This window comes from Zymobacter sp. IVIA_12111.31 C1 (assembly GCF_047495495.1).
In the GTDB taxonomy this organism is placed as follows: domain Bacteria; phylum Pseudomonadota; class Gammaproteobacteria; order Pseudomonadales; family Halomonadaceae; genus Zymobacter.
Genome location: NZ_CP179930.1, coordinates 95,460 through 120,999 on the forward strand (window position 1 = coordinate 95,460; position 25,540 = coordinate 120,999).

18 protein-coding genes are annotated in these 25,540 nt (G+C 56.5%); 10 read left to right on the top strand and 8 right to left on the bottom strand.

Annotation, left to right across the window (positions count from 1 at the left end; genetic code table 11):
* Positions 1–56: 56 nt before the first annotated feature.
* From ACMHYW_RS00440 to ACMHYW_RS00450, 3 genes are all read left to right on the top strand, one after another.
* The gene (locus ACMHYW_RS00440; RefSeq protein WP_414500427.1) at positions 57–404 is read left to right on the top strand and encodes a DUF6694 family lipoprotein; all 348 of its coding nucleotides are present in this window, start codon (positions 57–59) and stop codon (positions 402–404) included.
* A gap of 310 nt (positions 405–714) precedes the next feature.
* Positions 715–1,068 carry a DUF6694 family lipoprotein gene (locus tag ACMHYW_RS00445; RefSeq protein ID WP_414500428.1) on the top strand — a complete coding sequence of 118 codons (354 nt, stop codon included), beginning with the start codon at positions 715–717 and terminating at the stop codon, positions 1,066–1,068.
* 341 nt (positions 1,069–1,409) lie between these two features.
* Entirely contained in the window at positions 1,410–2,876 is a 1,467-nt protein-coding gene (locus ACMHYW_RS00450) for an amino acid permease (protein WP_414500429.1), read from the top strand.
* 197 nt (positions 2,877–3,073) lie between these two features.
* On the opposite strand, the gene ACMHYW_RS00455 is transcribed toward ACMHYW_RS00450, so the two are convergent.
* Positions 3,074–4,627 carry a methyl-accepting chemotaxis protein gene (locus ACMHYW_RS00455; RefSeq protein WP_414500430.1) on the bottom strand — a complete coding sequence of 518 codons (1,554 nt, stop codon included), beginning with the start codon at positions 4,625–4,627 and terminating at the stop codon, positions 3,074–3,076.
* 259 nt (positions 4,628–4,886) lie between these two features.
* Between ACMHYW_RS00455 and ACMHYW_RS00460 the strand changes: the two genes are divergently transcribed.
* Positions 4,887–5,642 carry a GH12 family glycosyl hydrolase domain-containing protein gene (locus ACMHYW_RS00460; protein WP_414500431.1) on the top strand — a complete coding sequence of 252 codons (756 nt, stop codon included), beginning with the start codon at positions 4,887–4,889 and terminating at the stop codon, positions 5,640–5,642.
* Between the two features lie 157 nt (positions 5,643–5,799).
* Here ACMHYW_RS00460 and glyS read toward each other — a convergent pair whose 3' ends face one another.
* The gene (glyS, locus tag ACMHYW_RS00465) at positions 5,800–7,875 is read right to left on the bottom strand and encodes a glycine--tRNA ligase subunit beta (RefSeq protein WP_414500432.1); all 2,076 of its coding nucleotides are present in this window, start codon (positions 7,873–7,875) and stop codon (positions 5,800–5,802) included.
* 2 nt (positions 7,876–7,877) lie between these two features.
* Positions 7,878–8,858 carry a glycine--tRNA ligase subunit alpha gene (gene glyQ, locus ACMHYW_RS00470; RefSeq protein WP_414500433.1) on the bottom strand — a complete coding sequence of 327 codons (981 nt, stop codon included), beginning with the start codon at positions 8,856–8,858 and terminating at the stop codon, positions 7,878–7,880.
* A gap of 314 nt (positions 8,859–9,172) precedes the next feature.
* Between glyQ and rfaD the strand changes: the two genes are divergently transcribed.
* The 3 genes from rfaD to ACMHYW_RS00485 are packed head-to-tail and all read left to right on the top strand — an operon-like array spanning position 9,173 to position 11,953.
* Positions 9,173–10,117 carry an ADP-glyceromanno-heptose 6-epimerase gene (gene rfaD, locus ACMHYW_RS00475; protein ID WP_414500434.1) on the top strand — a complete coding sequence of 315 codons (945 nt, stop codon included), beginning with the start codon at positions 9,173–9,175 and terminating at the stop codon, positions 10,115–10,117.
* Between the two features lies 1 nt (position 10,118).
* Positions 10,119–11,192, top strand: a complete 1,074-nt coding sequence (gene waaF, locus ACMHYW_RS00480) for a lipopolysaccharide heptosyltransferase II (RefSeq protein ID WP_414500435.1) — start codon at positions 10,119–10,121, stop codon at positions 11,190–11,192.
* Positions 11,189–11,953, top strand: coding sequence for a glycosyltransferase family 2 protein (locus ACMHYW_RS00485; RefSeq protein ID WP_414500436.1), 765 nt, complete (start codon positions 11,189–11,191; stop codon positions 11,951–11,953). Before waaF ends, ACMHYW_RS00485 begins: the two co-directional genes overlap by 4 nt.
* A gap of 180 nt (positions 11,954–12,133) precedes the next feature.
* Here the strand turns inward: ACMHYW_RS00485 and ACMHYW_RS00490 are convergent, their stop codons facing one another.
* Entirely contained in the window at positions 12,134–13,903 is a 1,770-nt protein-coding gene (locus tag ACMHYW_RS00490) for a methyl-accepting chemotaxis protein (RefSeq protein ID WP_414500437.1), read from the bottom strand.
* Between the two features lie 353 nt (positions 13,904–14,256).
* Here ACMHYW_RS00490 and hydA point away from each other — a divergent pair, with 353 nt between their 5' ends.
* A complete protein-coding gene (gene hydA, locus ACMHYW_RS00495) occupies positions 14,257–15,699 on the top strand; it encodes a dihydropyrimidinase (RefSeq protein WP_414500438.1) in 1,443 nt (480 codons plus the stop codon).
* Between the two features lie 134 nt (positions 15,700–15,833).
* Here hydA and ACMHYW_RS00500 read toward each other — a convergent pair whose 3' ends face one another.
* From ACMHYW_RS00500 to ACMHYW_RS00515, 4 genes are all read right to left on the bottom strand, one after another.
* The gene (locus ACMHYW_RS00500; protein ID WP_414500439.1) at positions 15,834–17,369 is read right to left on the bottom strand and encodes a methyl-accepting chemotaxis protein; all 1,536 of its coding nucleotides are present in this window, start codon (positions 17,367–17,369) and stop codon (positions 15,834–15,836) included.
* 448 nt (positions 17,370–17,817) lie between these two features.
* Positions 17,818–19,380 (bottom strand): methyl-accepting chemotaxis protein, encoded by a 1,563-nt coding sequence (locus ACMHYW_RS00505; RefSeq protein ID WP_414500440.1) that lies wholly within the window; start codon positions 19,378–19,380, stop codon positions 17,818–17,820.
* A 262-nt stretch (positions 19,381–19,642) separates the two neighbouring features.
* Positions 19,643–21,346: a methyl-accepting chemotaxis protein gene (locus tag ACMHYW_RS00510; protein WP_414500441.1), complete on the bottom strand. Its 1,704-nt coding sequence runs from the start codon at positions 21,344–21,346 to the stop codon at positions 19,643–19,645.
* Between the two features lie 427 nt (positions 21,347–21,773).
* Positions 21,774–22,709, bottom strand: coding sequence for a LysR family transcriptional regulator (locus ACMHYW_RS00515; RefSeq protein WP_414500442.1), 936 nt, complete (start codon positions 22,707–22,709; stop codon positions 21,774–21,776).
* A 175-nt stretch (positions 22,710–22,884) separates the two neighbouring features.
* On the opposite strand from ACMHYW_RS00515, the gene budA reads away from it, so the two are divergent.
* Together budA and alsS are read left to right on the top strand one after the other, a co-directional pair.
* Positions 22,885–23,667: an acetolactate decarboxylase gene (gene budA / locus ACMHYW_RS00520; RefSeq protein ID WP_414500443.1), complete on the top strand. Its 783-nt coding sequence runs from the start codon at positions 22,885–22,887 to the stop codon at positions 23,665–23,667.
* 95 nt (positions 23,668–23,762) lie between these two features.
* Positions 23,763–25,436: an acetolactate synthase AlsS gene (alsS, locus tag ACMHYW_RS00525; RefSeq protein WP_027704437.1), complete on the top strand. Its 1,674-nt coding sequence runs from the start codon at positions 23,763–23,765 to the stop codon at positions 25,434–25,436.
* Positions 25,437–25,540: the final 104 nt, after the last annotated feature.

The following is a 25,540-nucleotide window of genomic DNA, read 5'->3' on the forward strand; positions in this document are numbered from 1 at the left end:
TTTCACTTGCAGGATGAACAGTCATGACACGATGACTCAAGTGAAAGGAACGCTATATGCCGCATGCTGCTGCGCTTATCGTCCGACGGCTCCGCATTGCAATAGTGGCGCTGTTGGGACTCAGCATTACCCACTGTTCACCCTTGCCTGCTCCCGTGCCTCGCCTTGATCTGAGCGATGAAGAGCACATGCTGATCTCGATACAGCATATGGAGGAAGCGCTGCCCGACGACCAGCGAGAAGCGTTCGAGCGAGCCCTACAGCGGTTGGTAACATCGCTGACCCTGCAAGACATTAATCGCTGGGCTGCCGCGCCCAGCTCGGCACCCATATTATCGCTGACCTACCTCAATGGCTTGAGTGCAGAAGAGGTGATGGCAAAGGCAAAGCAGCTTGCGCCTTAACGTGGTGCGTATTTCTCCTCTTTATTCATATCCTTCTCAAGCCCCGTTCATCGCGGTCTGTTGTTCTGGCAGACCCTGAATATCTCTTCCTCGTCAAGGTGTTAACACTGCTTCATTCCACGTGAAAAGGGTGTTTTTGAGTGCTTATTACCGCTTTGACATGCTTTCCTTTTCTTTACGAAAGCACATCTTGTGCACAGTCTTCTAAAAAACGGTCGATATATGTCAGATAACGTCATGTTTTGTCTACATTAAGGGGGCAACCTTGCCGTATCATCGTGACTCGCTTAGAAAAATGACCTTTAAGACGGTGTCTTCTCGCATGCTGCGCTTTCTATTAACCAGTACACTCGCCACGCTTATCTGCACGCTTGTTGGGTGCCAGCGAGAACCTGCCATTGACCTGAGTAGCTCTGAGAGCTATCTCCTGTCCTTGCAGCGCATCAAGGCTTCTTTGTCTCCAGAACAGAGCATGAAGCTGGATGCGGCCATCGAATCTATTACGCAATACGAAATCCAGAATGCGCTCCAGCACTGTGCACAGCCACGCCAGTGCACCAAGGATGTCATCAACTCTCGCCTGCATCAGGCCCTTCATGGGCGCACGGCGCATGACATCCTCAATACCGAACATGAATACGCATTGAATCAAATGCATGCCTGATACGGGCGTTCTTGCCGCAAAGGGATGTGTGGCAAAACCTCGTTCCGTTGTACCGTGATCCTCTGCACCAAGACTGTGCCGCTATCCTTTCCGTTATTTCCTTCCGTTCGGTAATACCGCCTTCGTTTGCCTTCTTGGCCGCCCCCGTCTTGCCCGCCCGCACCTCATGCTCTACCCGCTGTTCTCTATTCTGCTCTGACCGCCCACCTCGGCCTGTGAAAAAGGCTGGCATGTTTCATGCAATGCCATAAAGGAACAATCGAAACGGTCAAGCCTTCACCAGGCCCAGTGATAAACAACCATAGGCTGCCTGGTACTCATGAGCATGGAGAGTGATACCGATGACCTCCTTTACTGCAACGAGCACTCGACGTCGCGTTCGGCACGCGGCTTCTTCCTCTTCGCCTCGCGAGGATACGCGCCTTGGTAACGGTTTGAGCAGCCGCCAAATCACTATGATTTCCATCGGTGGTGTCATAGGTGCGGGCCTGTTTGTCGGGTCTTCCAATGCCATCATGACCGCTGGCCCAGCGGTGCTGCTGGCCTATCTCGTGGCCGCTGGCATCATCATTCTGGTGATGAAGATGCTGGGTGAAATGGCCACGGCATTTCCTACGACTGGCTCCTTTTCTTCCTATGCGGACTGCACGCTTGGGCGCTGGGCGGGTTTCACTATCGGCTGGTTGTACTGGTGGTTCTATGTACTGCTGGTGCCAATCGAGTCCATCGTAGCGGGCAATATTCTGGCCAGTTGGTTCGGTGGCCCATCAGCACTGTATTCGGTCGGTATGATCGCTATCCTGACGCTGTGCAACAGTCTGCATGTCAAGATGTTCGGTGAAGCGGAGTACTGGCTGTCGCTGTTCAAGGTCATTGCCATTTGTCTGTTCATCATTCTTGGTGCACTGGCTATTCTGGGCTGGCTGCCGTTTTCACCGGCTCAGGGGCTGCACAATCTGACCGAGCACGGTGGTTTCTTCCCGCAGGGCGGTGTTTCTGTCGTTACGGCGCTGCTGGTGGCCATGTTCAGTTTCCAGGGAACCGAAATCGTGACGATTGCCGCCGCGGAATCGGATAATCCGCGTGGCAACGTGCGCAAGGCTATCCGCTCGGTTGTATGGCGTCTGGGCTTGTTCTATATCGGTTCCATCTTTGTTGTAGTCTGCATCGTGCCGTGGAATACGCCTGAACTGGCGCAGGGTTCCTATCAGGCCGCGCTCAAGGCGATGAATATCCCTTATGCGGCGGGCATCATGAGCGTTGTCGTCCTTGTGTCTGTAGTGAGCTGCCTCAACTCGGCGATCTATACCGGTTCGCGCATGTCCTTCTCGCTGGCTTCTCGCGGCGATGCACCCAAGCGTTGGGCCATGACGCACGGTGAAGGCGTTCCGCGCTGGGCTATCTTTTCGACATCGGGCGTGTCGTTGGTCATCACGCTGCTGAATTTCGTGGTGCCAGAAGGAGCCTTCAACATTTTGCTGTCGACCAGCGGGGCGATCGCTCTGTTGATGTACTTGGTCATTGCGATCACTCAGCTGAAGATGCGCGTCATGAATGATCGTCATGGCATTACACCGCCGGTGCGTATGTGGGCATTTCCCTATCTGACATGGCTGGCTATTCTGACCATCGCGGCGATTCTGGGCTTGATGTCGTTCCTGCCCGGTCATCGACTGGAGGTCATTGCTACGTTGGTTGTTACCTGTGTGACGGCGTGCGTAGGGTACTGGTTGCAGAAGCGTCAGCCGGAAGTGTCGGCGCAGCGCCATGTCTTTTTGGGTGCGGACGAGGCCGTACTTGCTGAATAACGGCGTCTTTCCATGCATCACCAAATGCAAAAGGGGAATGTTTCACATGAAACATTCCCCTTTTCGTTGTGGGTATGATCCGGTATCAGCGTACCGCTCTTGTTGTAGTGGCGGGGGCTAAGCGTAGCGGATCACGACTATCAGTGTGGGTAGAAGGCGTCATGGGCCTTATCCATGGTGCCCATGACGCGTGACGATCAGCTTTCCTTTGCCAGACGGAAGCGTTCGACGAGGCTGGCCATGTCCGCAGCTTGTCCTTCGAGCGAGGTCATGGAAGAAGATGCTTGTTCTACCAGCGTGGCGTTCTGCTGAGTAACACCGTCCATTTCCGTGACGACCTGGCTGACCTGACGGATGCCCATGGCCTGCTCTTTGGAGGCCGCCGCGATATCCGCAATCAGCTGGTTGACTTGAGTGATGCTTTTCACCGCCTCTTCGATCGTGTTGCCTGCGGTGTGTGCAACCTGCCCCCCAGACTTGATCTGGGTCGTTACGCCGTCGATCAAGGTGCGGATGGAGCGGGCCGAGTCGGCAGAGCGGGTTGCCAGCATACGAACTTCGCCAGCCACGACGGCAAAGCCTCGTCCGTGTTCCCCAGCTCTTGCCGCTTCAATCGACGCGTTGAGGGCCAGAAGATTGGTCTGGAACGAAATGCTGTCGATCATGCCAACGATGGACGCGATTTCTTCGGCGCGCGTCGCGATATCGTTCATGTTGTCGACGACCTGACGCATCTCCTGTCCGCCGTTGCGGGCGATATCCGCCGCATCCGCCGACAGTGATGAAACCTGTGCCGTATTGGTCGTGTTGTGTTCTACCGTCGATGACAGTTCATCGACGCTGGCCGCGGCTTCTTCCAGCGATGCTGCCTGCTGTTCGGTACGGCTGGCCAGGTCCTGGTTGCGTGTGACCAGATCACGGACGTGATCGTGCAGCTTGATGCTGTTGTTGCGTACTTGGCCGACGATCATGCCTAGATCGGACTGCATATCGCGCAGCGTCGAAAACAGGCGACCGATTTCATTGCGTCCGCGGTCATGGATCGGCTCGCTCAGATTGCCCTGCGCAATCTGGCGGAAGCGGTCCTGAATTTCATCCAACGGCTTGATGATCATGCGGCGAACGCCGATGAAGATGATGCCGCATACCAGCGCACTGAACAGCCCACTGAACGCCATGATGTAGTAGCTCAAGCGCACCTGTTGACGGCTTTTCTGCGAGACATCGGCCTGATGCTTTTCACGTACGGTCTGAATCGCTTCGACGGATTTGACCAGCTGCGGATCAATGCTTTTTGCGCCCAGTGTCAACTGATCGGCTTTGGTGATTTCATTGTTATGAAGAGCCGCAAGGGTCGGCAGGATGGATTGGTCGATCAGCTTCTGACGGGCTGTTACCAGCGACTCCAGCATTTCGGGAGAGTCGTCTTCCTGCTGACGGAAGTGATCAAGCTGCTGATCGGACAACTGCAGCAATTCTTTGATGCGCGCTTCCTGCTGGCGGAATTCTTCCGTGTCCTTCATGACCGCGGCAGAAACAGCACGGTGCAGTGCGATGCGTGATAGGTGCAAATACCCCATGCTGCTTTCTAGGGTACGTGTAAGTTTCAGCTCTTTTTCCGCGGCCTGGCTTAATTCTTCTGATTCATGAAGTACCACGGAGTTGGTGCCAATAATGAGCGCAAACAGAAGCAAGATGCCCCCCAGCGCTACCGTTAGCAATGTCGATAGCTTCCTGTCCTGCATTTTCATGGTCGGTCTACCTTTGTTAGGCGTGGGCCATTTGTTCTCCAAGTCAACTGCTGTTATCGGCTAGAACATCGTCGTGCTTGACGGGATCAGCATGTAAAAAGCAAGGAAACGGCAATAAGTAGCGCCTTCCTGTGCCTTAGGCTCACAACTGGAATCGCTGGCGAAGTGTTACCTAAAAGAAATAACCTGCCTGCGCCTTCTGCAAAGGGGGGCTTGATGTGTTCATTTACTTGTCTTGGGAATAGATAAAATGAAAGGCATGAAAACAGGTATGGCGGCGCTGGGAATGGCCCTTATGTGTGCTTCCATTCATTACGCTTCTGCAGGTCAGGTTCAGACGGCATCCGCTGCCAAAATCACACTCAACGGTGGCAAGTCCTATCTCTACAATAACCAATGGGGACGCGGTGAAGTGCCGAATGGCACGCAGGAAATCTACTACAACAGTGATAGCGACAACGGCTGGCGCTGGAAATGGCCCAGCTCCACAGCGTCCGTCAAAGGATATCCTTCTGCGGTTACCGGCTGGCACTGGACGGCTGGCTATACGCCCAACAGCGGTCTCCCCGTCAAGCTGTCTGCACACAAACGCGTCGATACGAACGTAAGCTATGCGTTCAAGAACGCGACGGGTGTCTACAATGCGTCCTATGACCTGTGGTTCCATACGACCAATGCGGCAACGTGGGCCAATGCGCCGACCGATGAAGTGATGGTCTGGCTGAATCGCAGTGGTGGCGCCATGCCAACGGGTAGCTACAAGGAAACCGTTACGCTGGCAGGCACGCAGTGGGATCTGTACGTCGGTCATGTCTCTTCGTGGAACGTCTATTCGTTCGTACGCAAGGTGCCGACCACTTCAGCTTCGCTGAACATGACGAATTTCACTGACTATTTGGTCAACAAACAGTACCTGAGCAAAGACAAGTACCTGAGCAGCGTCGAGTTCGGCACCGAAATCTACAATGGCTCCGGCGCATTCCGTCTGCTCAAACGTGATGTGAATGTCCGATAGCATGTAGTGTGTTGTGCACGACGATTCGCTTTATCAGGATCTACCTCTGTGTCGAACAGACGGGCCGTTCACTCCCAGTCTGTTACCCTCGAAAAAAAACGCCGCCCATGGATGGGGCGGCGTTTCCTGTCATATGACGACGTAACAATCGTGCTCGTTACAGCAGCGAGATATCCGCTACGGCCAAGAACAGCGCATGAAGGCGCGCCAGCAGTGCCAGGCGGTTGTTACGGATCTTCTCGTCTTCTGCCATGACCATGACGTCTTCGAAGAAGGCATCGACCGGCTCGCGCAGAGTTGCCAGACGATCCAGCGCTTCGTTGTAGCGTGCTTCTGCAAACATCGGTGCTGTTTCTGCTTCCAGCACGGTCAGGGCATCCAGCAGCGCCTGTTCGGCCTTGTGCTCGAACAATGTCGGATCGACGTTGGTCGTCGGTACGCCACCTTCCAGTTTGGCCAGAATGTTGCCGACACGCTTATTGGCAGCGGCCAGTGCGCGGGCTTCTTCGCGTTCGTTGAAAGCTTTAACAGCCTGCAAGCGACGAGCGAAGTCGAGCGGGCGGGTGACGTTGCGCGCACGTACGGATTGATAGACTTCAGCTGAAATGCCTTCATCTGCCGCCCAGCCACGCAGACGTTCGAGCATGTAGTCGAGCACGTCGTTGACCAGTACGGCGTTGTTGTCGCCGTCAAGAGAGGTGTGCTGATCGACGGCGATCTGCAGCAGTTCGCGCAGGTCGAGATCGTATTCACCCTTGATGATGATGTTAAGTACACCAATGGTAGCGCGACGCAGGGCGAATGGGTCTTTGGCCCCAGTCGGACGCTGGCCGATGCCGAAGATGCCCGTCAGGGTGTCCAGACGGTCAGCCAGAGCCAATGCCACACCGGTTTTCGAGGATGGGATGTTGTCCTGTGCGAAGCGCGGCAGGTACTGCTGCTGAATGGCTTCGGCGACGTCGGACGGCTCACCGTCTTCACGCGCGTAATAGGTCCCCATAATCCCCTGCAGTTCAGGGAATTCGAGCACCATTTCAGTGTTCAGGTCGCATTTGGCAAGCTGAGCGGCACGGCGTGCATGTGCCGGTTCGCCACCGATGCGATTGGCGATTTCGGCAGCGACGACTTCGATACGGCGGCTCTTATCGGCCAGCGTACCCAGGCGGCGCTGGAAGACCACGTCTTCAAGCCCTGCGCGGCGGCTATCCAGCGTAGAGCGGCGGTCGGTCTCAAAGAAGAACGCCGCATCGGCCAGACGCGGACGAATGACGCGCTCGTTACCGGCAACGACCTGTGCTGGGTCGCGGCTTTTGAGGTTGGCGATAGTGATGAACTTCGGCAGCAGCTGACCGTTGGCATCCAGCAGGTGGAAGTACTTTTGGTTGGCTTTCATCGAGGAGATCAAGCACTCCTGCGGCACTTCAAGGAAGCGCTCGTCGAAGCTACCGGTCAGCGCGACAGGCCATTCGACCAGACCGGTGACTTCCTGCAGCAGGTCGTCGTCGATGACTGCGTGTCCGCCCGTCTGTTGGGCTTCGGTTTCGACCTGCTGACGGATGATGGCGCTGCGGCGAGCGGCATCGGCGATGACATAGCCTTTCTGTTCGAGCACGGTTTCGTACTCGTCAGCGTTGGCTAGTTCGATCGGCGCTTCGCAGTGAATGCGATGACCCAGTGTCGTGCGGCCTGAGGTCAGTTCCAGCGCGGTAGCCGGAACGACTTCCGTTCCGTACAGCGCAACCAGCCAGTGCACCGGACGAGAGAAGGCCGTGCGGGAAGCTCCCCAGCGCATGTATTTCGGTACCGGCAGGCCTGCAATGGCCTGTTCGATCATTTGCGGCAGCAAGTTCGTGGTCGCTTCCCCTTTGCGCTGGCTGCGATAGCCGATGCGTGGGCCTTTGTCCGTTTCGATGGTCATTAGCTCATCGACGGTGACACCCAGAGAGGAGGCGAAGCCTTCGGCTGCCTTGGTCGGTTTGCCATCGCGGAATGCTGCGGCAACGGCCGGTCCGAGACGTTCCACGTCGCGGTCAGGCTGCTGGGAGGCCAACTTTTCGATCTTGACGGCTAGGCGACGCGGAGTCGCGAAGGCATGCACGTTGCCATGAGCGATGTCAGCGGCGGCCAGGTTGGCCGTCAGGCTGTCGGCAAAGGCGCGGGACAGAGGTTCGAGCGCGAACGGTGGCAGTTCTTCGCAGCCGAGCTCGACCAGAAATGTGGATTCGGATGACATGTTCAAGCCTTCTGTTCTTCTGATGCCGCGCCTGCGGCGGATTCTTCGGCGGAGGACAGCAGCTGCGCGCGCAGCTCTGGATCGGCCAGCGGGAAGCCAGCGGCCTCACGGGATTCGTAATAGAGCTGAGCGACGTCGCGCGCCATGGTGCGTACACGCAGAATGTAGCGCTGGCGTTCGGTAACGGAAACGGCGTGACGAGCGTCGAGCAGGTTGAAGGTATGCGATGCCTTCAGAACCTTTTCATAGGCGGGCAGCGGCAAACGCGCTTCGAGCAGTGCGTTGCAGGCTTTTTCTGCGTTATCGAAGTCATTGAAGAGGACATCGACGTCGGCGTGTTCAAAGTTGTAGGCCGACTGCTCTTTCTCGTTCTGCAGGTAGACGTCGCCATAGGTGACGCGTGTACCGTCCGGCGCGATCGACCAGGCGAGGTCGTAGACGCTGTCGACGCCTTGCAGGTACATGGCCAGACGTTCGAGACCGTAGGTCAATTCACCGGTGACGGGGAAGCATTCGATCCCGCCAACTTGCTGGAAATAAGTGAACTGGGTCACTTCCATGCCGTTCAGCCACACTTCCCAGCCCAAGCCCCATGCGCCCAGCGTCGGTGATTCCCAGTTGTCTTCGACAAAACGGATGTCGTGGATGGCCGGGTCGAGGCCGAGGTGTTTCAGCGAGCCCAGATACAGGTCCTGAATGTTCTCGGGAGACGGCTTCATTACGACCTGGAACTGGTAGTAGTGCTGCAGGCGGTTGGGGTTTTCACCGTAGCGACCATCGGTAGGACGGCGCGAGGGCTGAACATAAGCCGCGCTCCACCGTTCCGGCCCGATCGCACGAAGGAAGGTCGCCGGGTGGAACGTACCAGCGCCGACCTCCATGTCCAGCGGCTGCATGATTACGCAGCCCTGCTCGGCCCAATACCGCTGCAGGGCAAGGATCAGGCCCTGAAAGGTTGTCACGTCTGGCGTCGGCTGTGTCATGTGCGTATGTCCGGCTTGTGAAACTTGGAAAAAGGAGGTTGTCATGATTTAACAGACCCACAAGTATACAATTGTCCCCAATGGGGTTATAGGGCCGATTGTCGCCCAATGATGCCCCAAACCCGCAGAATGAGGCAGGGAACGCGCGCCTCATGAGTCAAACCTTCACGAAAGAACAGGTTATGCTAAGCGATATCTGCTGGGTGCCATCGTTTTCAATGTCGCGAGAGTGAGTGGCCGATAACCTTCACTATCGCATTTCATTTCGCTTTCAGGTGTGGGTATTTGTTCAGACCCATCACGGAGAATGTCTCATGATCGTAGTTACTGGTGGTGCTGGCTTCATCGGCTCCAATATCGTCAAGGCCCTCAATGAGCGTGGCATTACCGATATCATCGTGGTCGACGATCTCAAGGATGGTACTAAATTCGTCAATTTGGTCGACTGCAATATCGCCGACTACCTCGATCTCGACGACTTCCGCGCCCGCGTAGCGCGCGACGAACTGCCGACGCTCGACGCTATCTTCCACGAAGGTGCGTGCTCTGCCACGACCGAGTGGGATGGCAAGTACATGATGGACAACAACTACGCGTATACCAAAGAACTGTTCCATTACTGCCAGAAGCATCGCATTCCTTTCTACTATGCGTCCTCGGCCGCGACCTACGGTAACACGGCGACGTTCCGTGAGACGCCAGAGTTCGAAGGTCCGCTGAACGTCTATGGCTACTCCAAACTGCTGTTCGATCAGTATCTGCGCCGCCATATGGATACGCTGACGGCACCGGTCGTGGGCTTCCGCTATTTCAACGTCTATGGTCCGCGTGAGCAGCACAAAGGCAGCATGGCCAGCGTGGCGTTCCATCACTACCAGCAGGTACTGCGCGGTGAATCACCTAAGCTGTTCGGGCCGTACGATGGCTACGAAGCGGGCATGCAGAGCCGCGATTTCATCTACGTCGGTGACGTGGTTGCGGCCAACCTGTGGTGTCTCGACCATCCGGAAGTGTCCGGCATCTTCAACCTGGGCACGGGCCGTGCAGAGCCGTTCCGCGCCATCGCCGATACGGTCATCACGTTCTTCGGCAAGGGCGATATTGAATTCATCGACTTCCCCGAGCATCTGAAAGGACGCTACCAGAGCTACACCTGTGCCGACATGAGCAAGCTGCGTGGCATGGGCTTCAACCATGAGTTCAAGACAGTCGAGCAGGGTGTTACGGCGTATCTCGAATGGCTGACTTCACGTGACTGACATGAGCGGTAGTGAACGTATGGGTAAGCGCATTCTCATCGTCGGGCCTTCGTGGGTCGGCGATATGGTGATGGCGCAGAGCCTGCTGAAGACGTTGAAGGCCCAAGATCCCCAGTGTGTCATCGACGTGCTGGGACCCGCATGGTCGGCACCGATCATTGAGCGGATGCCCGAAGCACGCCGGGCGCTGACACTGCGCGTCGGCCACGGTGATCTGGCGCTGAGGGAGCGCTGGCGTTTCGGGCGCAGTCTGAAGGGCGAGTATGATCAGGCCATCGTGCTGCCGCGCTCGCTGAAGTCGGCGCTAGTGCCGTGGTTTGCGGGGGTGCCTGTGCGGGGCGGCTTTACGGGCGAGCAGCGCTACGGAATTCTCAACCAGCGTCGCGACCTCGATAAAGCGGTACTTGATCAGACAGTGAAGCGTTTTGTATCGCTGGGCCTGCCGAAGGACGAGGCCTATCCGCCCCGCGATATTCCCTTTCCTGCGCTGCGCGTCGATGCCGACAACCAAACTCGCCTGCGTGAGGCATTGGATTTTGCCGCGGTCGATCTACTGGATCGCCCTTTGGTTGCATTGATGCCCGGTGCAGAATACGGCCCGGCCAAGCAATGGCCGCTGGCGCACTTTCATGCCACGGCGCAGGCTCTGGTGGAGCGGGGTTATGGTGTGCTGGTGCTGGGTGGTCCCAAGGATGTCAAAGCGGGACAGCAGGTCGCCGGTGAGCTGCCTCATACGCTGAATTTGTGCGGTAAGACGGCACTTGTTGATGCCGTGGATTTGCTTGGCATGTGCGAGCAGGTCGTCAGCAATGATTCTGGGCTCATGCACGTGGCGGCCGCTGTTGGCGTTCATGTGCAGGGGATCTATGGGTCTTCTTCGCCGCGTTACACGCCGCCGCTGACGCACAATGCCGATATTCACTGGCTGGCGCTGGACTGTTCACCCTGCTTCAAGCGCGTGTGTCCTTTGGGGCATACCGACTGCCTTCATCAGCTGTCGGTCACGCGGGTCGTGAAGGCCATCGACACCTACCGGACCGAGCAGTCCACCATTCTCGCGCGGGAGACCCCATGACCTTAACCGTAGCGCTGATCGTCAAGAACGAAGCCGAGCACCTTGAGCGCTGTCTGAGCACGCTCACGTGGGCCGATGAAATTGTCGTAGTCGATAGCGGCAGCACCGACGCTACCTGCGAAATCGCTCGTCGCTATACCGACAAGGTGTTCGTCTATAACGATTGGCAAGGGTTTGGTGTCCAGCGCCAGCGGGCTGAGCGGCACGCGACGGGGGACTGGCTGCTGATGGTTGATGCCGATGAGCGCGTAACGCCTGCGCTGCGTGCCAACATCGAAGATGCACTGCATGGTGAAGCGGCGATCTACCGACTGCCGCGTCTGACGTGGTGCTTTGGGGCATGGATTCGGCACAGTGGTTGGTATCCTGATCGTGTCGCGCGCCTCTATCCACGCGAACAGGCCGGCTACGATGCGTCATTGGTGCATGAAAAGCTGGAGAACGTGCATCGGTTGCCCGTGCATGATCTGGACGGAGACCTGCTCCACTACAGCTATCGTGATCTTCGCCACTATCTAGAGAAGTCGGCGCACTACGCACAGGCGTGGGCTGAACAGCGCGCCGCACGCGGCAAGACCGGCAGCCTGCTGGGCGGTGTTGGGCATGCACTGGGCTGCTTCATGCGCATGTACGTGCTGAAAGCGGGTTTCCTGGATGGCAAAGCGGGGTTCCTGCTGGCGGTGCTGTCTGCTCATTCGACGTTCGCCAAATACGCTGATCTGTGGATTCGCACCAAGGCTCCGCAGTCGCCAGATCGTTGAGACGCAGGTAATGGAAGCGTGCCCTACGGTCTACCAGGGGAGTGCTTCATTTCCTCAACATACGACACGCTGATGCGTGTAGCCGATCCAGTTTCAGAGCGATGCTTTCCACCATCGAAAAAGGCCGCCCCTTTAAGGGCGGCCTTTTTTGTCTGTAGCGCATGCGCTGGGCGCTAGCGTTTAGAACGTTTCCCAGTCATCGTCCGATGAGCTGGTCAACACGGGCTCATCCTTTGCCGGTGTCTTGTGCTCGGCGGAAGGTGCGCTGTGTTTGACGCTGGGTTCGGTCTTGGCATGTGCCTTGGGGCTGGACGTTGCCGTGCTGATCTTGCGCGTCGCCATGGCCGGTTTGCCGTGACGATCTTCTTCGATGTCACCTACTTCGAAGACGCGTACCAGTTCGACCATATCAGCGGCCTGCTGGTGCAGATTAGCGGCAGCGGATGCGCTTTCTTCTACCAGCGCGGCGTTCTGCTGTGTCATCTGGTCCATCTGGACGACCGCAGTACCGACCTGAGATACCCCTTCGCTCTGCTCGTGAGATGCAGAACTGATTTCACTCATGATATCTGTCAGGCGCGTGATGACGTCGGTCACGTTGTGCATGGCCTTACCGGCATCACCGACCAGTGACGTACCTTCACGAATGCCCGTGACGCTTTCGTTGATCAACCCGCTGATCTGGCGAGACGCATCGGCACTGCGCTGTGCCAAGTTGCGCACTTCAGAAGCGACCACGGCAAATCCGCGGCCCTGTTCGCCCGCACGAGCCGCTTCAATGGATGCGTTGAGCGCCAGCAGGTTGGTCTGGAAGGCGATGCTGTCGATCAGTGAGATGATATCGACGATCTTCTGAGCGCCGTCGTTGAGGTCATTCATGCGATGGACCACGCGTTCGACGACTTCACCGCCGTCGCGAGCCACCTGAGCCGCTTCCTGCGCCAGATTGTCAGCGTTCTGAGCATTGCTGGCGTTCTGCTTGACGGTAGATCCCAGCTCTTCCATCGCCGAAGCGGTTTCTTCCAGTGCGGATGCCTGCTGTTCGGTACGAGAAGAGAGGTCTTGGTTGCCCTGCGCGATCTGGGCACTGGCCGACGCCACGTGATCTGCGTTACGGCGTACGGCTGCAACGGTGACGGACAGCCCTTTCTGCATGTCATCCATGGCACGCAGCAGGTCGCCCACTTCGTTAGTCAGATCGGTACCTTCGATCTTGTGGCTGAGATCGCCACGTGCGATGCGCTGGGATGCAGCAATAAGCTGATCAAAAATCAGACGGAAGTAACGGCTCAAAAGGAAGCCCGCTGCGACAGCGAACAGCAGTGCGATGATGCTGCCAAGGATCATTACTGTGGTCGCCGTAGACAGCGTGCCGCGAACGTTGACCGACACCTCGGAAGAACGTGCTTTTTCGGCCGCATACAGATCGTCGAAGATCTTGTTCATCTGACGGAACTGGTCGCGCTGCTCACCAATGGCCTTGGCCGATGCTTCCTTGTACTGCTGATGATCCAGCATGGTGATGATGGCTTGGTGGTTGACCAGAATACGGTTCCAGCTGTCCTCAAGCGTCTGCAAGCGCTGGCGCTGCATGTCGCTCAGCGGCAGCGCGCGGTAGCGGCTCAGTGCCTCGGTAACGTTGGCCGGGTTTTCAGCGAAGCTCTTGAGAAGCGGGTCGCGCATGCGGGCGTCATTCCAGTACTGGAGTGCTTCTATCTCGCCGATGCGCATACTCTGCACGGCATTGTTCAGCCGGTTGACGAAGCGTGTACCTGGTACGCGAACATCGAGTATCTCGTTCATTCCCGATCGAACGGTGCTCATGCCGCTTAGCACGGTCACCATAAGAATTAATAATATACCGAGTAGGACAGCAAACGTTGCACCTAAACGCATCGATAATCGAAGGTTCGCCAGTTTCATAAGAGCGGTTTCCTCAACGGCGGTCATGAGTCCGCATGAGCCAGATAGAAGCTCGTCATTCCCACGGCCATAGGCAGGTTATTGATATTGGGTCCCTGCCCGCAGCTATCGGCAGAAGCAAAGGGTTGCTTTAGTGGCAGGCGCGGAGGCTGGCGTGTTTTCCGAATAGTAATCGCCCACCTATCCCTGCGGAAAATAAGGAAAAGTGGTGTAATGCTATAGCCTTACCCTCCTGTAAAACGTGACTTCTCTTTTACAAATGAAAAGTTTGTCCGGATGTGAAAAACTGTGGGCATTCTCGAAGATTCGATTCGAATGGTGGCGGTGGGCATGAGACCGGTGTTCGTTGCGGCCATTCGCCATGACAGGAAAAGAAGAAGATGTCGATGCCAACCCCCCTGTTGATCAAGGGTGGCATGATCGTCAATGCCGATCGCTCATGGCGCGCTGATGTACTGTGCGTGAACGGCAAGATTGTTGCTGTCGGTGAAGATCTCGACGATCAGGCACCACCTGGTACTCAATTGCTGGATGCTACGGGTCAATACGTCATGCCGGGCGGCATTGATCCCCATACCTATTTAGCCACGTCTCTACGGGAGCCTGCGGCGGCAGACGATTTTTTCGATGGCACGGCGGCAGCGCTCGCCGGTGGTACGACCACGGTACTGGATACGATTCATCCGCTGCCGGGGCAAACGCTGATGGAGGCCTATGACGAACACCGTCGGCAGGCCAAGCGCGCCGTGTGCAGCTACGGCTTCCATGCCACCATCACGCATTGGGATAAACAGATGCAGCGCGATGTCGCCGCGCTGACAAAGGAAGGCATCAACAGCTTCAGTCATTACATGGGGTACGACGAGCTGTTGATGTGTGACGATGCTGTGCTGATGCAGAGCTTCGCTTGTCTGCTGGAGCTGGGCGTTATGCCCATCGTGCACGCCGAAAACGGTGTGTTGGCGCGGCAACTGCAACGTACGCTGTTCAGCAAGGGGCTGCGGTCACCGTCGTGCTATCCATTGGCGCATCCCGCGGCCATTGAAGGGGAAGCCACTCAGCGAGCGATCACCATTGCAGAGCTGGCGGGGGTACCTCTGTATCTGGCTAACGTTTCCTGTCAGGCCTCCATTGAGGCGATCGGGCGTGCGCATGAGCGTGGGCTGCGCGTGTACGGTGAAGCCCCCGTGGCTAACCTGATGCTGTCGTCGAAAGTGTATGAGAATACGGATCAGATCAAGGCCGCTCTGCATATCAAGGCGCCTCCTTTCCGTGATCTTGATGACCAGCGCGCTCTGTGGAAGGCATCCGGCCAAGGGTGGCTGCATACGCTGGGATCTCATCATCAGCCTTTTCATCGTGAGGACAAGACGCGCCATCTCGATGCCTTCGATCACGTGCCTGTGGGCTGCGGCGCGCTCGAAGAGCGCATGGCGTTGTGCTGGCATGCCGGCATCAATAGCGGTCGTCTGACGCCGAGCCAGTTCGTGGCGTTGACCTCGACGCGAACCGCTAGGCTGTTCCACCTCTATCCCCATAAGGGCGTGATCTGTCAGGGAGCGGATGCGGATATCGTTCTGTGGGATCCCGAAGCGCATCATTCGTGGTCGGCAGTGACCCACCATTCGCGCAGCGATAACAGTCTTTATGAAGGGCTGACCACTAAGGGCATGGCATCGGTCACCGTCTGCGGTGGCCATGTTGTCTGGCAGGGTGGTCAGTTGCGGGTGACGCGTGGAATGGGGGCATGGTTGCCGAGAGCGCCCTTTGCCCCCCAGTGTGCGGTTGCGCGCGCATTCCACCGTCGCCATACCCAGCTTTGATACTCCCCTCATGCAGAAGCCCCCTTGCTGCCGAACAGCAAGGGGGAAGGCCACATGAAGTTGGTATCTCTGTGAGATGACCGGATCGACACTCCTGACGTTGGGATCCGCTTTATCCCTCCGTCACCGAGACATTACGCGTCCTGCACGCGGAAGACCTGTACGGTTTCCTGCAGTTTGCGTGCCTGCTCGTACAGGCTTGCTGCTGCTGCTGCACTTTCTTCTACCAGCGCCGCGTTCTGCTGTGTTGTCTGGTCCATCTGGGTGACTGCCGTACCAACCTGCGTTACCCCTTGGTTCTGCTCGTAACTGGCAGAGCTGATCTCGCCCATGATGTCTTTCAGGTTGTTTACCGTACTGACGACTTCCTCGATGGTGGTACCGGCTTCGTTGGCCAGTTCCGTACCCGAACGAATGCTGTTGACGCTTTCGGTGATCAGACCGCCGATCTCGCGAGAGGCTTCAGCGCTGCGCTGTGCCAGATTGCGCACTTCGGAGGCGACGACGGCGAAGCCGCGACCCTGTTCACCGGCACGTGCCGCTTCGACGGATGCGTTGAGGGCCAGCAGGTTGGTCTGGAAGGCAATGCTGTCCAGCAGCGAGATCACTTCGACCACGCGGTTAGCGCCTTCGTTGATGTCGTGCATGCGCGTTACGACGCGTTTGACGATGTCACCGCCGTCATTAGCGACCTTGGAAGCATCCTGTGCCAGACGGTCGGCATTCATGGCGTTATCAGTGTTCTGCTTGATGGTCGCGCTCAGCTCGTCCATCGCAGAGGCCGTTTCTTCCAGTGCTGCCGCTTGCTGTTCCGTACGAGAAGACAGATCGGCGTTGCCGCGCGAGATCTGCTCGCTGCCGGCTGCTACACCATCAGCGTTCTGACGGACGGCCGCAACCGTGAAGGACAGTGACGAACGCATTTCATCCATCGCGTTCAGCAGCTGACCCACTTCGTTGGTAAGTTCACGCCCTTCTACTTGATTGACCAGATCGCCGGAGGCAATACGACGTGCTACTGCGATGGCTTGACGGAAGGCATCCAGCAGATAGCGGATCAGGAACCAGCTTGCGATAGCGGCAAAGATGACCGCCAGTAGGCAGCCCGCCCACAGCAGGTGGAAGGACAGCGAGAAGTCCTTGCGTGTAGCGATGGTGGCTTCTTTGGACCAAGTCAGTTCGCGCTGGGTCAGCTCCGTCAGCACGTCTTCGATGGTCTGGCGCAGTTCACTACCTTTGCTCAGCAGCAGACGATCCACTTCATCACTTTTGCCTTCATGCGTCATGGTGATGATCTGAGCATGGAAGGCGCTGATGTTGTCCCAAGACTTATCGAGGCGCTCGCCCAGATACTTGCTGTCATCATCCAGCATGTCTTTGTACTGATCGATCGCCACGTTGAATTTATCAATCGTGGTCTGCATGCTTTTTTCCAGTGCCTGCTTCTCCGCAAGCGGCATGGAATAGGTGTATTTGAGCTCGTTGAGGCGGAGGCTCAGGGCATAACTACGCAGATCGCCGAGCAGCTGAGTGCTGGGCAGGCGTCTTTCTGCAATGTTGGTGGTCTGGCTTTCAACGCTACTCATGCGAACGAACGTTAGACCGGCAAGTCCAATCATCAGCGCAAGCAGAATTGCAAACGTCGATATCAAGCGAGTGGATATTTTCATATTGCTGGCATTCATGGGGCGTCGTTCCCTAATAGACAGGAGCAGAGCGCAGTGGGGGTAAACCTGCGCTCTTTATTGCAGGGGATTTTGGGGATGATGACCCTTCTGGTCATGATGATTTATCGACGCTTGTTAACGTTTCCTTTACATTTATACACAAAAAAAATAATTATTTTTTAAATGTTATTGAGAACTTTCGGTTATATGGGTATTTATACATGAGTTATATTAATTAATTAAAGAAATAGCTCGTCATAGATGAGATATATTCAATAATTAAAAAGTGACGATAACGTCGCTTTTATAATGTCCCTAAATTCCCAATGTCTTGGTTAGAATGGCGCTATGCTTGACGGCCTTATGCAAAAAAATCCCTGCGCCCGTAGGGACGCAGGGATCATCACGCGTTGTTGCTACCGTGCCGTTGTCAGCACATGCAGGACGCAGGCTATGCTGCTGATTCGTCTATGACGAACACCTGCATCTGTGCGACCAGCTCCGCCGCCTGCTGTTGTAGGCTGGCGGCGGCCGAAGCACTTTCTTCCACCAAAGCGGCGTTCTGTTGTGTCATCTGATCCATCTGGATGACGGCCGTGCCGACCTGAGATACCCCTTCACTCTGCTCATGAGACGCTGAACTGATCTCGCTCATGATGTCCGTCAGGCGTTTGATGACGTTCATGACATTGCGCATGGCACTGCCCGCATCCCCTGCCAGTGAGGTGCCTTCACGAATGCCCGTCACGTTCGCGTTGATTAGATCACCGATCTGACGCGAGGCATCGGCACTGCGCTGAGCCAGATTGCGCACTTCCGAGGCCACCACGGCAAAGCCGCGGCCCTGTTCGCCTGCACGCGCGGCTTCAATGGAGGCGTTGAGCGCTAGCAGGTTGGTCTGAAATGCGATGCTGTCGATCAGCGAAATAATGTCAACGATCTTCTGAGCGCCATCGTTGAGGTCGTTCATGCGATGGACGACGCGTTCGACGACATTGTCTCCCTCTTTGGCGACCTTGGCCGCTTCCTGCGCCAGACTGTCGGCATGCTGAGCATTACCCGCATTTTGCTTGACGGTCGCTCCCAGCTCTTCCATAGCTGACGCGGTCTCTTCCAGTGCGGATGCCTGTTCTTCGGTACGCGTGGACAGGTCTTGGTTGCCCTGAGCGATCTGGGTACTGGCCGATGCGACGTGGTCAGCATTGCTGCGGACTGCGGCAACGGTAGAGGACAGGTTGACTTGCATCTCACGCATGGCTTGCAGTACGGCACCGATTTCATCCTGGCGATCATGATCAATCGTGTTGGACAGGTGCCCTTCACCGATGGCATGTGCCACTTCACCGGCCATGCGCAGCGGACGGATCAGGATGCGTGTCAGCATGACCGCCACCAGCGCGATGATCAGAATGGACAGCAACGTACAGACAACGATCACGACATACGCCGTCTGAGTGTTGCCGTTGGCATCCTCGGTGATCTGCTGGGCAGCCTTGTCATGAATCTGCAGTACCGCATCCAGCGCAGGGTTGTAGCGAGTGTCGTAGGTGACGGCATCGCCGCTGGCGATCTTGAGGAATGCCGCTGTGTCTTTACGTTTCAGCGCATCGAACTGCTGCTCGAACCCTTTCAGCGCATAGTCGTTGAAATGCTCGGCCAATGCATCTGCCAGCAGCTGTTCATTTCTGTCATGAGGCAGCCCTTGATAGTGCTCCATGGCCTTGCGAGCACGGTCGTAGTAACCCCAGCTGTCGGCCATTGCCTTGTCGAACTGCGTGGTGTCGCTGTCGTTGACGTGCGGCAGTGCTGCTAGTAGAGACGTACGTGCAGTGCGCATGAAGTTGGTCGTGTCCGCGATGCCGAGAATGACGGCGTTCTCGTTATAGAGATAGCGGATAGAGGTGTTGGACGAGCTCATGAACAGTGCACTGATGCCATTGGAGAAGAGTGACATCAGTAGAAAGATCAGTGAGCACGCCGCGAGGATGGTGATGATGCGGACTTTTTTAAACATGTCGTGTAACCCCCCCAATATTCCCTGCCATGCACTGCCGAAGGTTGGCGAAGGAAAGCACATGGTCACGGAATAATGTCAATTTGAGTGCCAGTAGGATGATCTGCATCCCGCACACATAAGGTGGCCGGTTGCACTGGTGCAACCGGCCTATCCGAGCCACTTTTTATGATGTGGTAAGGCAATGTCTGCGAGATGTTACGAGGAACAATGCGGTTCTTGTGCCGCACTTATTCACCGCAGACGATGGCTAAAAGCCTTGTTAGAAGGTTTCCCAGTCATCGTTGCTGTCGTGAGACGCTTTGACCGGCTTTGCTTTGGCCGTCGAATGACTCTTGGGCGCAGTCGATGCCGCTGAAGGCGTTTTGCGAGTGACGGGCTGACGGTTGACGGTGCTGAAGTCGTGAGAGGTATTGATCTTGAAGACCTTCACGGTGTTCTGCAGTTCGCGGGCCTGTTCGTACAGGCTTGCGGCGGCGGCGGCACTTTCTTCTACCAGCGCGGCGTTCTGCTGAGTGGTCTGGTCCATCTGTGTGACGGCCGTGCTGACCTGGGAAACCCCTTGGTTCTGCTCGTAGCTGGCAGCACTGATCTCGCTCATGATGTCTTTCAGGCGACCGACGGATTTCACCACTTCATCAATGGTGGTACCGGCTTCGTTGGCCAACTCAGTACCAGAACGGATACTGTTGACGCTTTCTGTGATCAGGGCACCGATCTCGCGAGAGGCTTCGGCACTGCGCTGGGCCAGATTGCGCACTTCAGAAGCGACGACGGCAAAGCCACGGCCCTGCTCGCCAGCACGTGCTGCTTCAACGGACGCGTTGAGGGCCAACAGGTTGGTCTGGAAGGCGATGCTGTCCAGCAGCGAGATGACATCGACGATGCGGGTCGCACCTTCGTTGATATCCTGCATGCGTGTGACGACGCGCTTGACGATATCCCCACCGTCGTTCGCAACCTGAGAGGCATCCTGTGCTAGGCGATCGGCGTTCATCGCATTGTCGGTGTTCTGCTTGATGGTCGCGCTCAGCTCTTCCATCGCTGATGCGGTTTCTTCCAGTGCGGAGGCCTGTTCTTCGGTACGAGAAGACAGGTCGGTGTTGCCGCGTGCGATCTGCTCACTGGCAGAGGCTACGCTGTCCGCATTTTCGCGTACGGAAGATACCGTGCTGGCCAGAGAGGTCCGCATGTCATCCATGGCTTTCAGCAGATCGCCCACTTCGTTGCGGGTATCACGGCCAGCAACCGGTTCCACCAGGTTGCCTGCAGCAATGCGCTGTGCCACGACAACGGTTTCACGGAAGGCGCTGAGCAGATAGCGCATCAGCAACCAAGCCGTTGCGATCGCAAACAGTACCGCGATGGCGCAGCCGATGATGAGGAATGTCTGCATGGTCGAGAAGCTCTGGCGCACTTCCTGTGACGCATCAGCAGACTGTTTCACTTCATTGGCGTACACCTTCACCATCTGATTTTCGAGAACGGTGCGCGTTGCAATGCCATCAGTCGACAGTAGGTCATCAACCTTTTTCTCCTGTTGCTGCTGAACGAGCGGCATCAGGCGGTTGTGGAAGCTGATCATATCAGCCCACTGTTGGCTCAGCTGATCAGCAAAACGCTTCTCTTCCGGGCTTTCGGCGCGCTCGGTGTAGCTGCGCAAAGCGCCTTCGAACTTGGCGATGTTGAATTTCATATGCTCTTCGGTAGCGCGGACCTGTGCAGCGTCCTTCAAGTCGACGACGTAGGCATATTTCATTTCATCCGTGCGCAGCGTCAGCGAGCTAGAACTCATGTCGGCGATGGACTGCAGCGTCGGAATGTTGTTATCGGTGACGCCCTGAGAGCGTACCTGGACGGCGGAAATGGAGACGTAGATGAACAGAGAGAGTCCCAGCATCAGCGACAGCAGTATGGCGAATGTCGCGATCAGCCGGGTCGATACTTTCAAGTGGCTGAAGTTCATGTGGCGATTTCCTTGGATGTCAGTAGGTGCTCTCAGTTATTTTTCGGCAAGCTGAAGCGGCAGCATGACGCCGAAACTGTTTCTGAGAGCGCTTTCTTATCGTGGTATTGCAGGAGAGTCGGGCTAACGTTATCGACTTGTCCGAGGTGATCTTTATGGAATGGTTTTCATATCCGACCATTCCTTTCGGAATATAACGAATGCAATAAAAGTAATGTGGGCGATTACTTTCAAAGAGGGCGGCGTTATATGCGCTATTAAATTAAAAGTAATGCGCGCGGATACACGGATTTAACCCAACCACTCGGGCGTGATCGAACAACCAGAAAAGATAAAAAAGTAAGGGAGAGGGTGTTTCTTTCTGAAAGGGTAATGCTGAGAGGGAGAATGGTCCTACCCTGCTCCTGCAGGACCGAGGTCAGGGCTGTCACTGTGACGTTGGCAGGCCCTTGCGATAATCATGGCTGTAGGTCTGCCATTTATCGCTGCGGATCATCTTCACCAGATTGTGAACGGCCTGTGAGCGCTCGTTGGCGCGATGGGCCAGCGCAATTTGCACCTTGAGCTGACCGCCCTTGATCCGGTGGTAGGTGACCCCTTCGGCGTGAACGCTGCGGATGGAGGCTGGCACGACCGACACACCGAAGCCTGCTGCCACCATATTGACTGTCGAGGGTACCTGTGGGGATTCTTGGCCCAGTGACGGGCTGAACCCGGCCTTGCGGCAGGCGGCAATGATACTGTCGTACAGGCCCGGCCCTAGGCTGCGTGGAAACATGATCAACGTCTCTCGCTCAAGGGCTTCCAGTGCGATCTCCTCTTCACCTGCCAGTGGGTGATGGGCCGGCAGCACAATCAGCATCTCTTCTTCGGCCAGAACGTCCATGCAGTAGTTGTCACCGCATTCGTTGAACGGCAGGCGTACGACGGCGGCGTCGATGTTGCCGCTGTCCATCCCCTCGACCAGCGATGGCGTGCTGCCTTCGATGGGTGAAATGGTGACGCGTGGATACTGATCGCGGTAGTAGCGGATCAAGGTTGCGACCAATGGATGAAAGACAGCCGAGCTTGCAAAACCGATACTGATGCGACCACTTTCGCCGCGCGCCACACTCATGGCGCGTGCACGGGCGCGCTCGACCTGCGACATGATGCCGCGAGCGTCCTCCAGAAACAGTGCTCCTGCCTCCGTCAGTTCGACGCCTCGCGTCAGTCGGCGGAACAGCGGAGTCCCCAATTCCTGCTCCAATTTCTTGATCTGCTGGCTCAAAGGCGGCTGAGCAATGCCTAAACGCTCGGCAGCCCGAGTAAAGTGTCGCTCTTCAGCGACTGCGACAAAGTAGCGCAGATGTCTCAGTTCCATATCTTAAATGTCTCAAATGCACCACTTCGATATATTTGATATCGGCTGTATGACATGGCAGGATTTCCACCACTCATCCAGATCACCCTCTCTGCCGATACCTCCCGCACCACCATGCCGGCGACGGTAGTCGGTGGAGTCTTGTCTTCCAACCCTACCCACGGGAGTCACCCACATGGCTCAGCATTCGTCTACCTGCTCTTGCGCAGAAGATGTTGCACGCAGCTTTGCTCGACATGCCGAACACAATGAAGACATGGTGCTCTATCAGACTTCTCTCATGAGCGGCCTGATCGACGGTGTCTACGAAGGCGACGTCACCATCAAGGAATTGCTGGAACACGGCGATTTCGGTCTGGGTACCTTTAACCAGCTCGATGGTGAGCTGATTGCTTTCGATAGCAACGTGCACCACCTGAAAGAAGATGGCAGTGCTCACGTTGCTCGCCCAGAGCAGAAGACGCCGTTTGCCTGCATGACGTTCTTCAAGCCGACTATCGAGCGCGATCTTGACGAGCCGATGACCAACAAAGACGTCGAAGCGTTGGTTAACGAGCTGGTTGGTTCTGACAACCTGTTCTGTGCCGTCCGCATCGACGGTGATTTCGAATACGTGCGTACACGTACCGTGCCACGTCAGGAACCGCCGTACAAACCGATGCTTCAGGCGATAGCACAGCAGCCGATGTTCGAATTCGATGACCGTTCCGGCATTATGGTCGGTTTCCGCAGTCCCGAGTATGTACAGGGGATGAACGTTGCGGGTTATCACATCCACTTCATCACGGATGACCGTGATGGCGGTGGCCATGTCGTCGAATATCGACTGAAACGCGGACGCCTTCAGATGGGTATCATCTCGAAGATGTTCGTCGACCTTCCGCGTACACAAGCCTTCAAAAAGGCTCACCTGACGCCGGAAGACCTGGATAAAGCCATCAAGGAAGCCGAAGGTTGATCCTTCGCGGGTCCTTGATCAGTTAGACCTCTCCCCGAGTGATGCGACGGTTCCCCTGCTGGCGCATCACCACGATTCGCATATGCGAGGAAACGATGAGCGAACATAAACAGCAGCAGTGGACATGCGGTGCCGATCTGGTTGTCCGCAACCTCGAAGCACATGGTACCACCCATGTCTTCGGTATCCCGGGCGCCAAGGTAGACCGCGTATTCAACTCTCTGGAAGATTCTTCCATCGAAACCGTCGTCGTTCGTCATGAAGCCAGCGCTGGTTTCATGGCCGGCGCTATCGGCCGCATGACGGGTAAAGCAGGTGTTGCACTTGCCACTTCCGGTCCGGGTATCTCCAACGTCGTAACCGCTGCCGCTACCGCGACTTCCGAAGGTGACCCGATGGTCGCTATCGGCGGTGCCGTTAAACGTGATGACCTGCTGAAGCAGGTTCACCAGACGATGGACACGACGAACCTGTTCCGTCCGATCACCAAATCCAGCGTTGAAGTAACGGCTCCGGATACCATCTCCGAAGTTATGTCCAACGCCTTCCGCGTTGCGGAAACTGGCCGTCCGGGTGCCACGTTCGTCAGCCTGCCGATGGACATCGTCAACATGCCGGCTACCGGTGACGTCCTGACCAGCACGCGCACACCGAAACAGGGTGCCGCTGACGAAGATGCCATCAAAGAAGCGGCTGCGGAAATCCGCAACGCCAAACGTCCTGTTATCCTGCTGGGCATGATGGCAAGCCGTCCGGAAAACGTCGACGCGATCCGTGCACTGGTCAAAGACTGCAACATCCCGGTTGTCAGCACCTTCCAGGCAGCAGGCGCACTGAACGCTGACCAGCAGCACCTGTTCGCAGGCCGCATTGGTCTGTTCAGCAACCAGCCGGCTGATGAACTGATCCAGAAAGCGGATGCCGTTATCACTATCGGCTACAACCCGGTTGAATACGATCCGCCCCTGTGGAACAAAGTCCTGCGTCCGATCATCCACATCGACGTTGTCATTCCGGACATGGAACGCAACTATCGTCCGACCGTTGAACTGATCGGTGACATCAACGCGACCGTCAAACGCCTGAAATCCGAGCTGCAGCCGATCGACCTGTCGACCGAACTGAGCCAGATTCTGGATCGCGTTCAGAACAACCGCAAGTTCATCGCTGAAAAAGCTCCGACGCTGGGCGGCGCTCCGGTTCATCCGTTCCGCATCGTCAAAGCGCTGGAAAAACTGGCCGGTTCCGATGTCAACGTCTGCGTCGACATGGGTAGCTTCCACATCTGGCTGGTACGTTACTTCAACTGCTTCCGCGCTCGTCAGCTGATGATCACCAACGGTCAGCAGACCATGGGTGTTTCTCTGCCTTGGGGTATCGCGGCATGTCTGGCAAACCCGGGTCAGAAAGTACTGTCTGTCTCTGGTGACGGTAGCTTCATGCAGTGCAGCATGGAACTTGAAACCGCTGTACGCCTGAACTGCAACCTGACGCACGTACTCTGGGTTGACCAGAACTACAACATGGTAGCGTTCCAGGAATACAAAAAATACCAGCGCGTTGCGGGTACCAAGTTCGGCCCGATCGACTTCAAGGCTTACGCAGACGCTTGTGGCGCGAAAGGCTTTGCTGTCAACTCTGCCGAAGAGCTGGAAACTACGCTGAAAGCGGCAATGGACTACGAAGGCACCTCTCTGGTGGCCATCCCGGTCGATTACAGCCACAACAGCAAACTGATGGAAGCCGTCGGCGTAGAAGGCCTGATCTAAGGTCTAGCGCTAGCGTGCGATCCTCAAGGGTGCCGATGTGTTCGGCACCCTGTGGCATCTCCCTGCGGATGGTGCCACTATCTAATGACCATTCTTCGGAATGG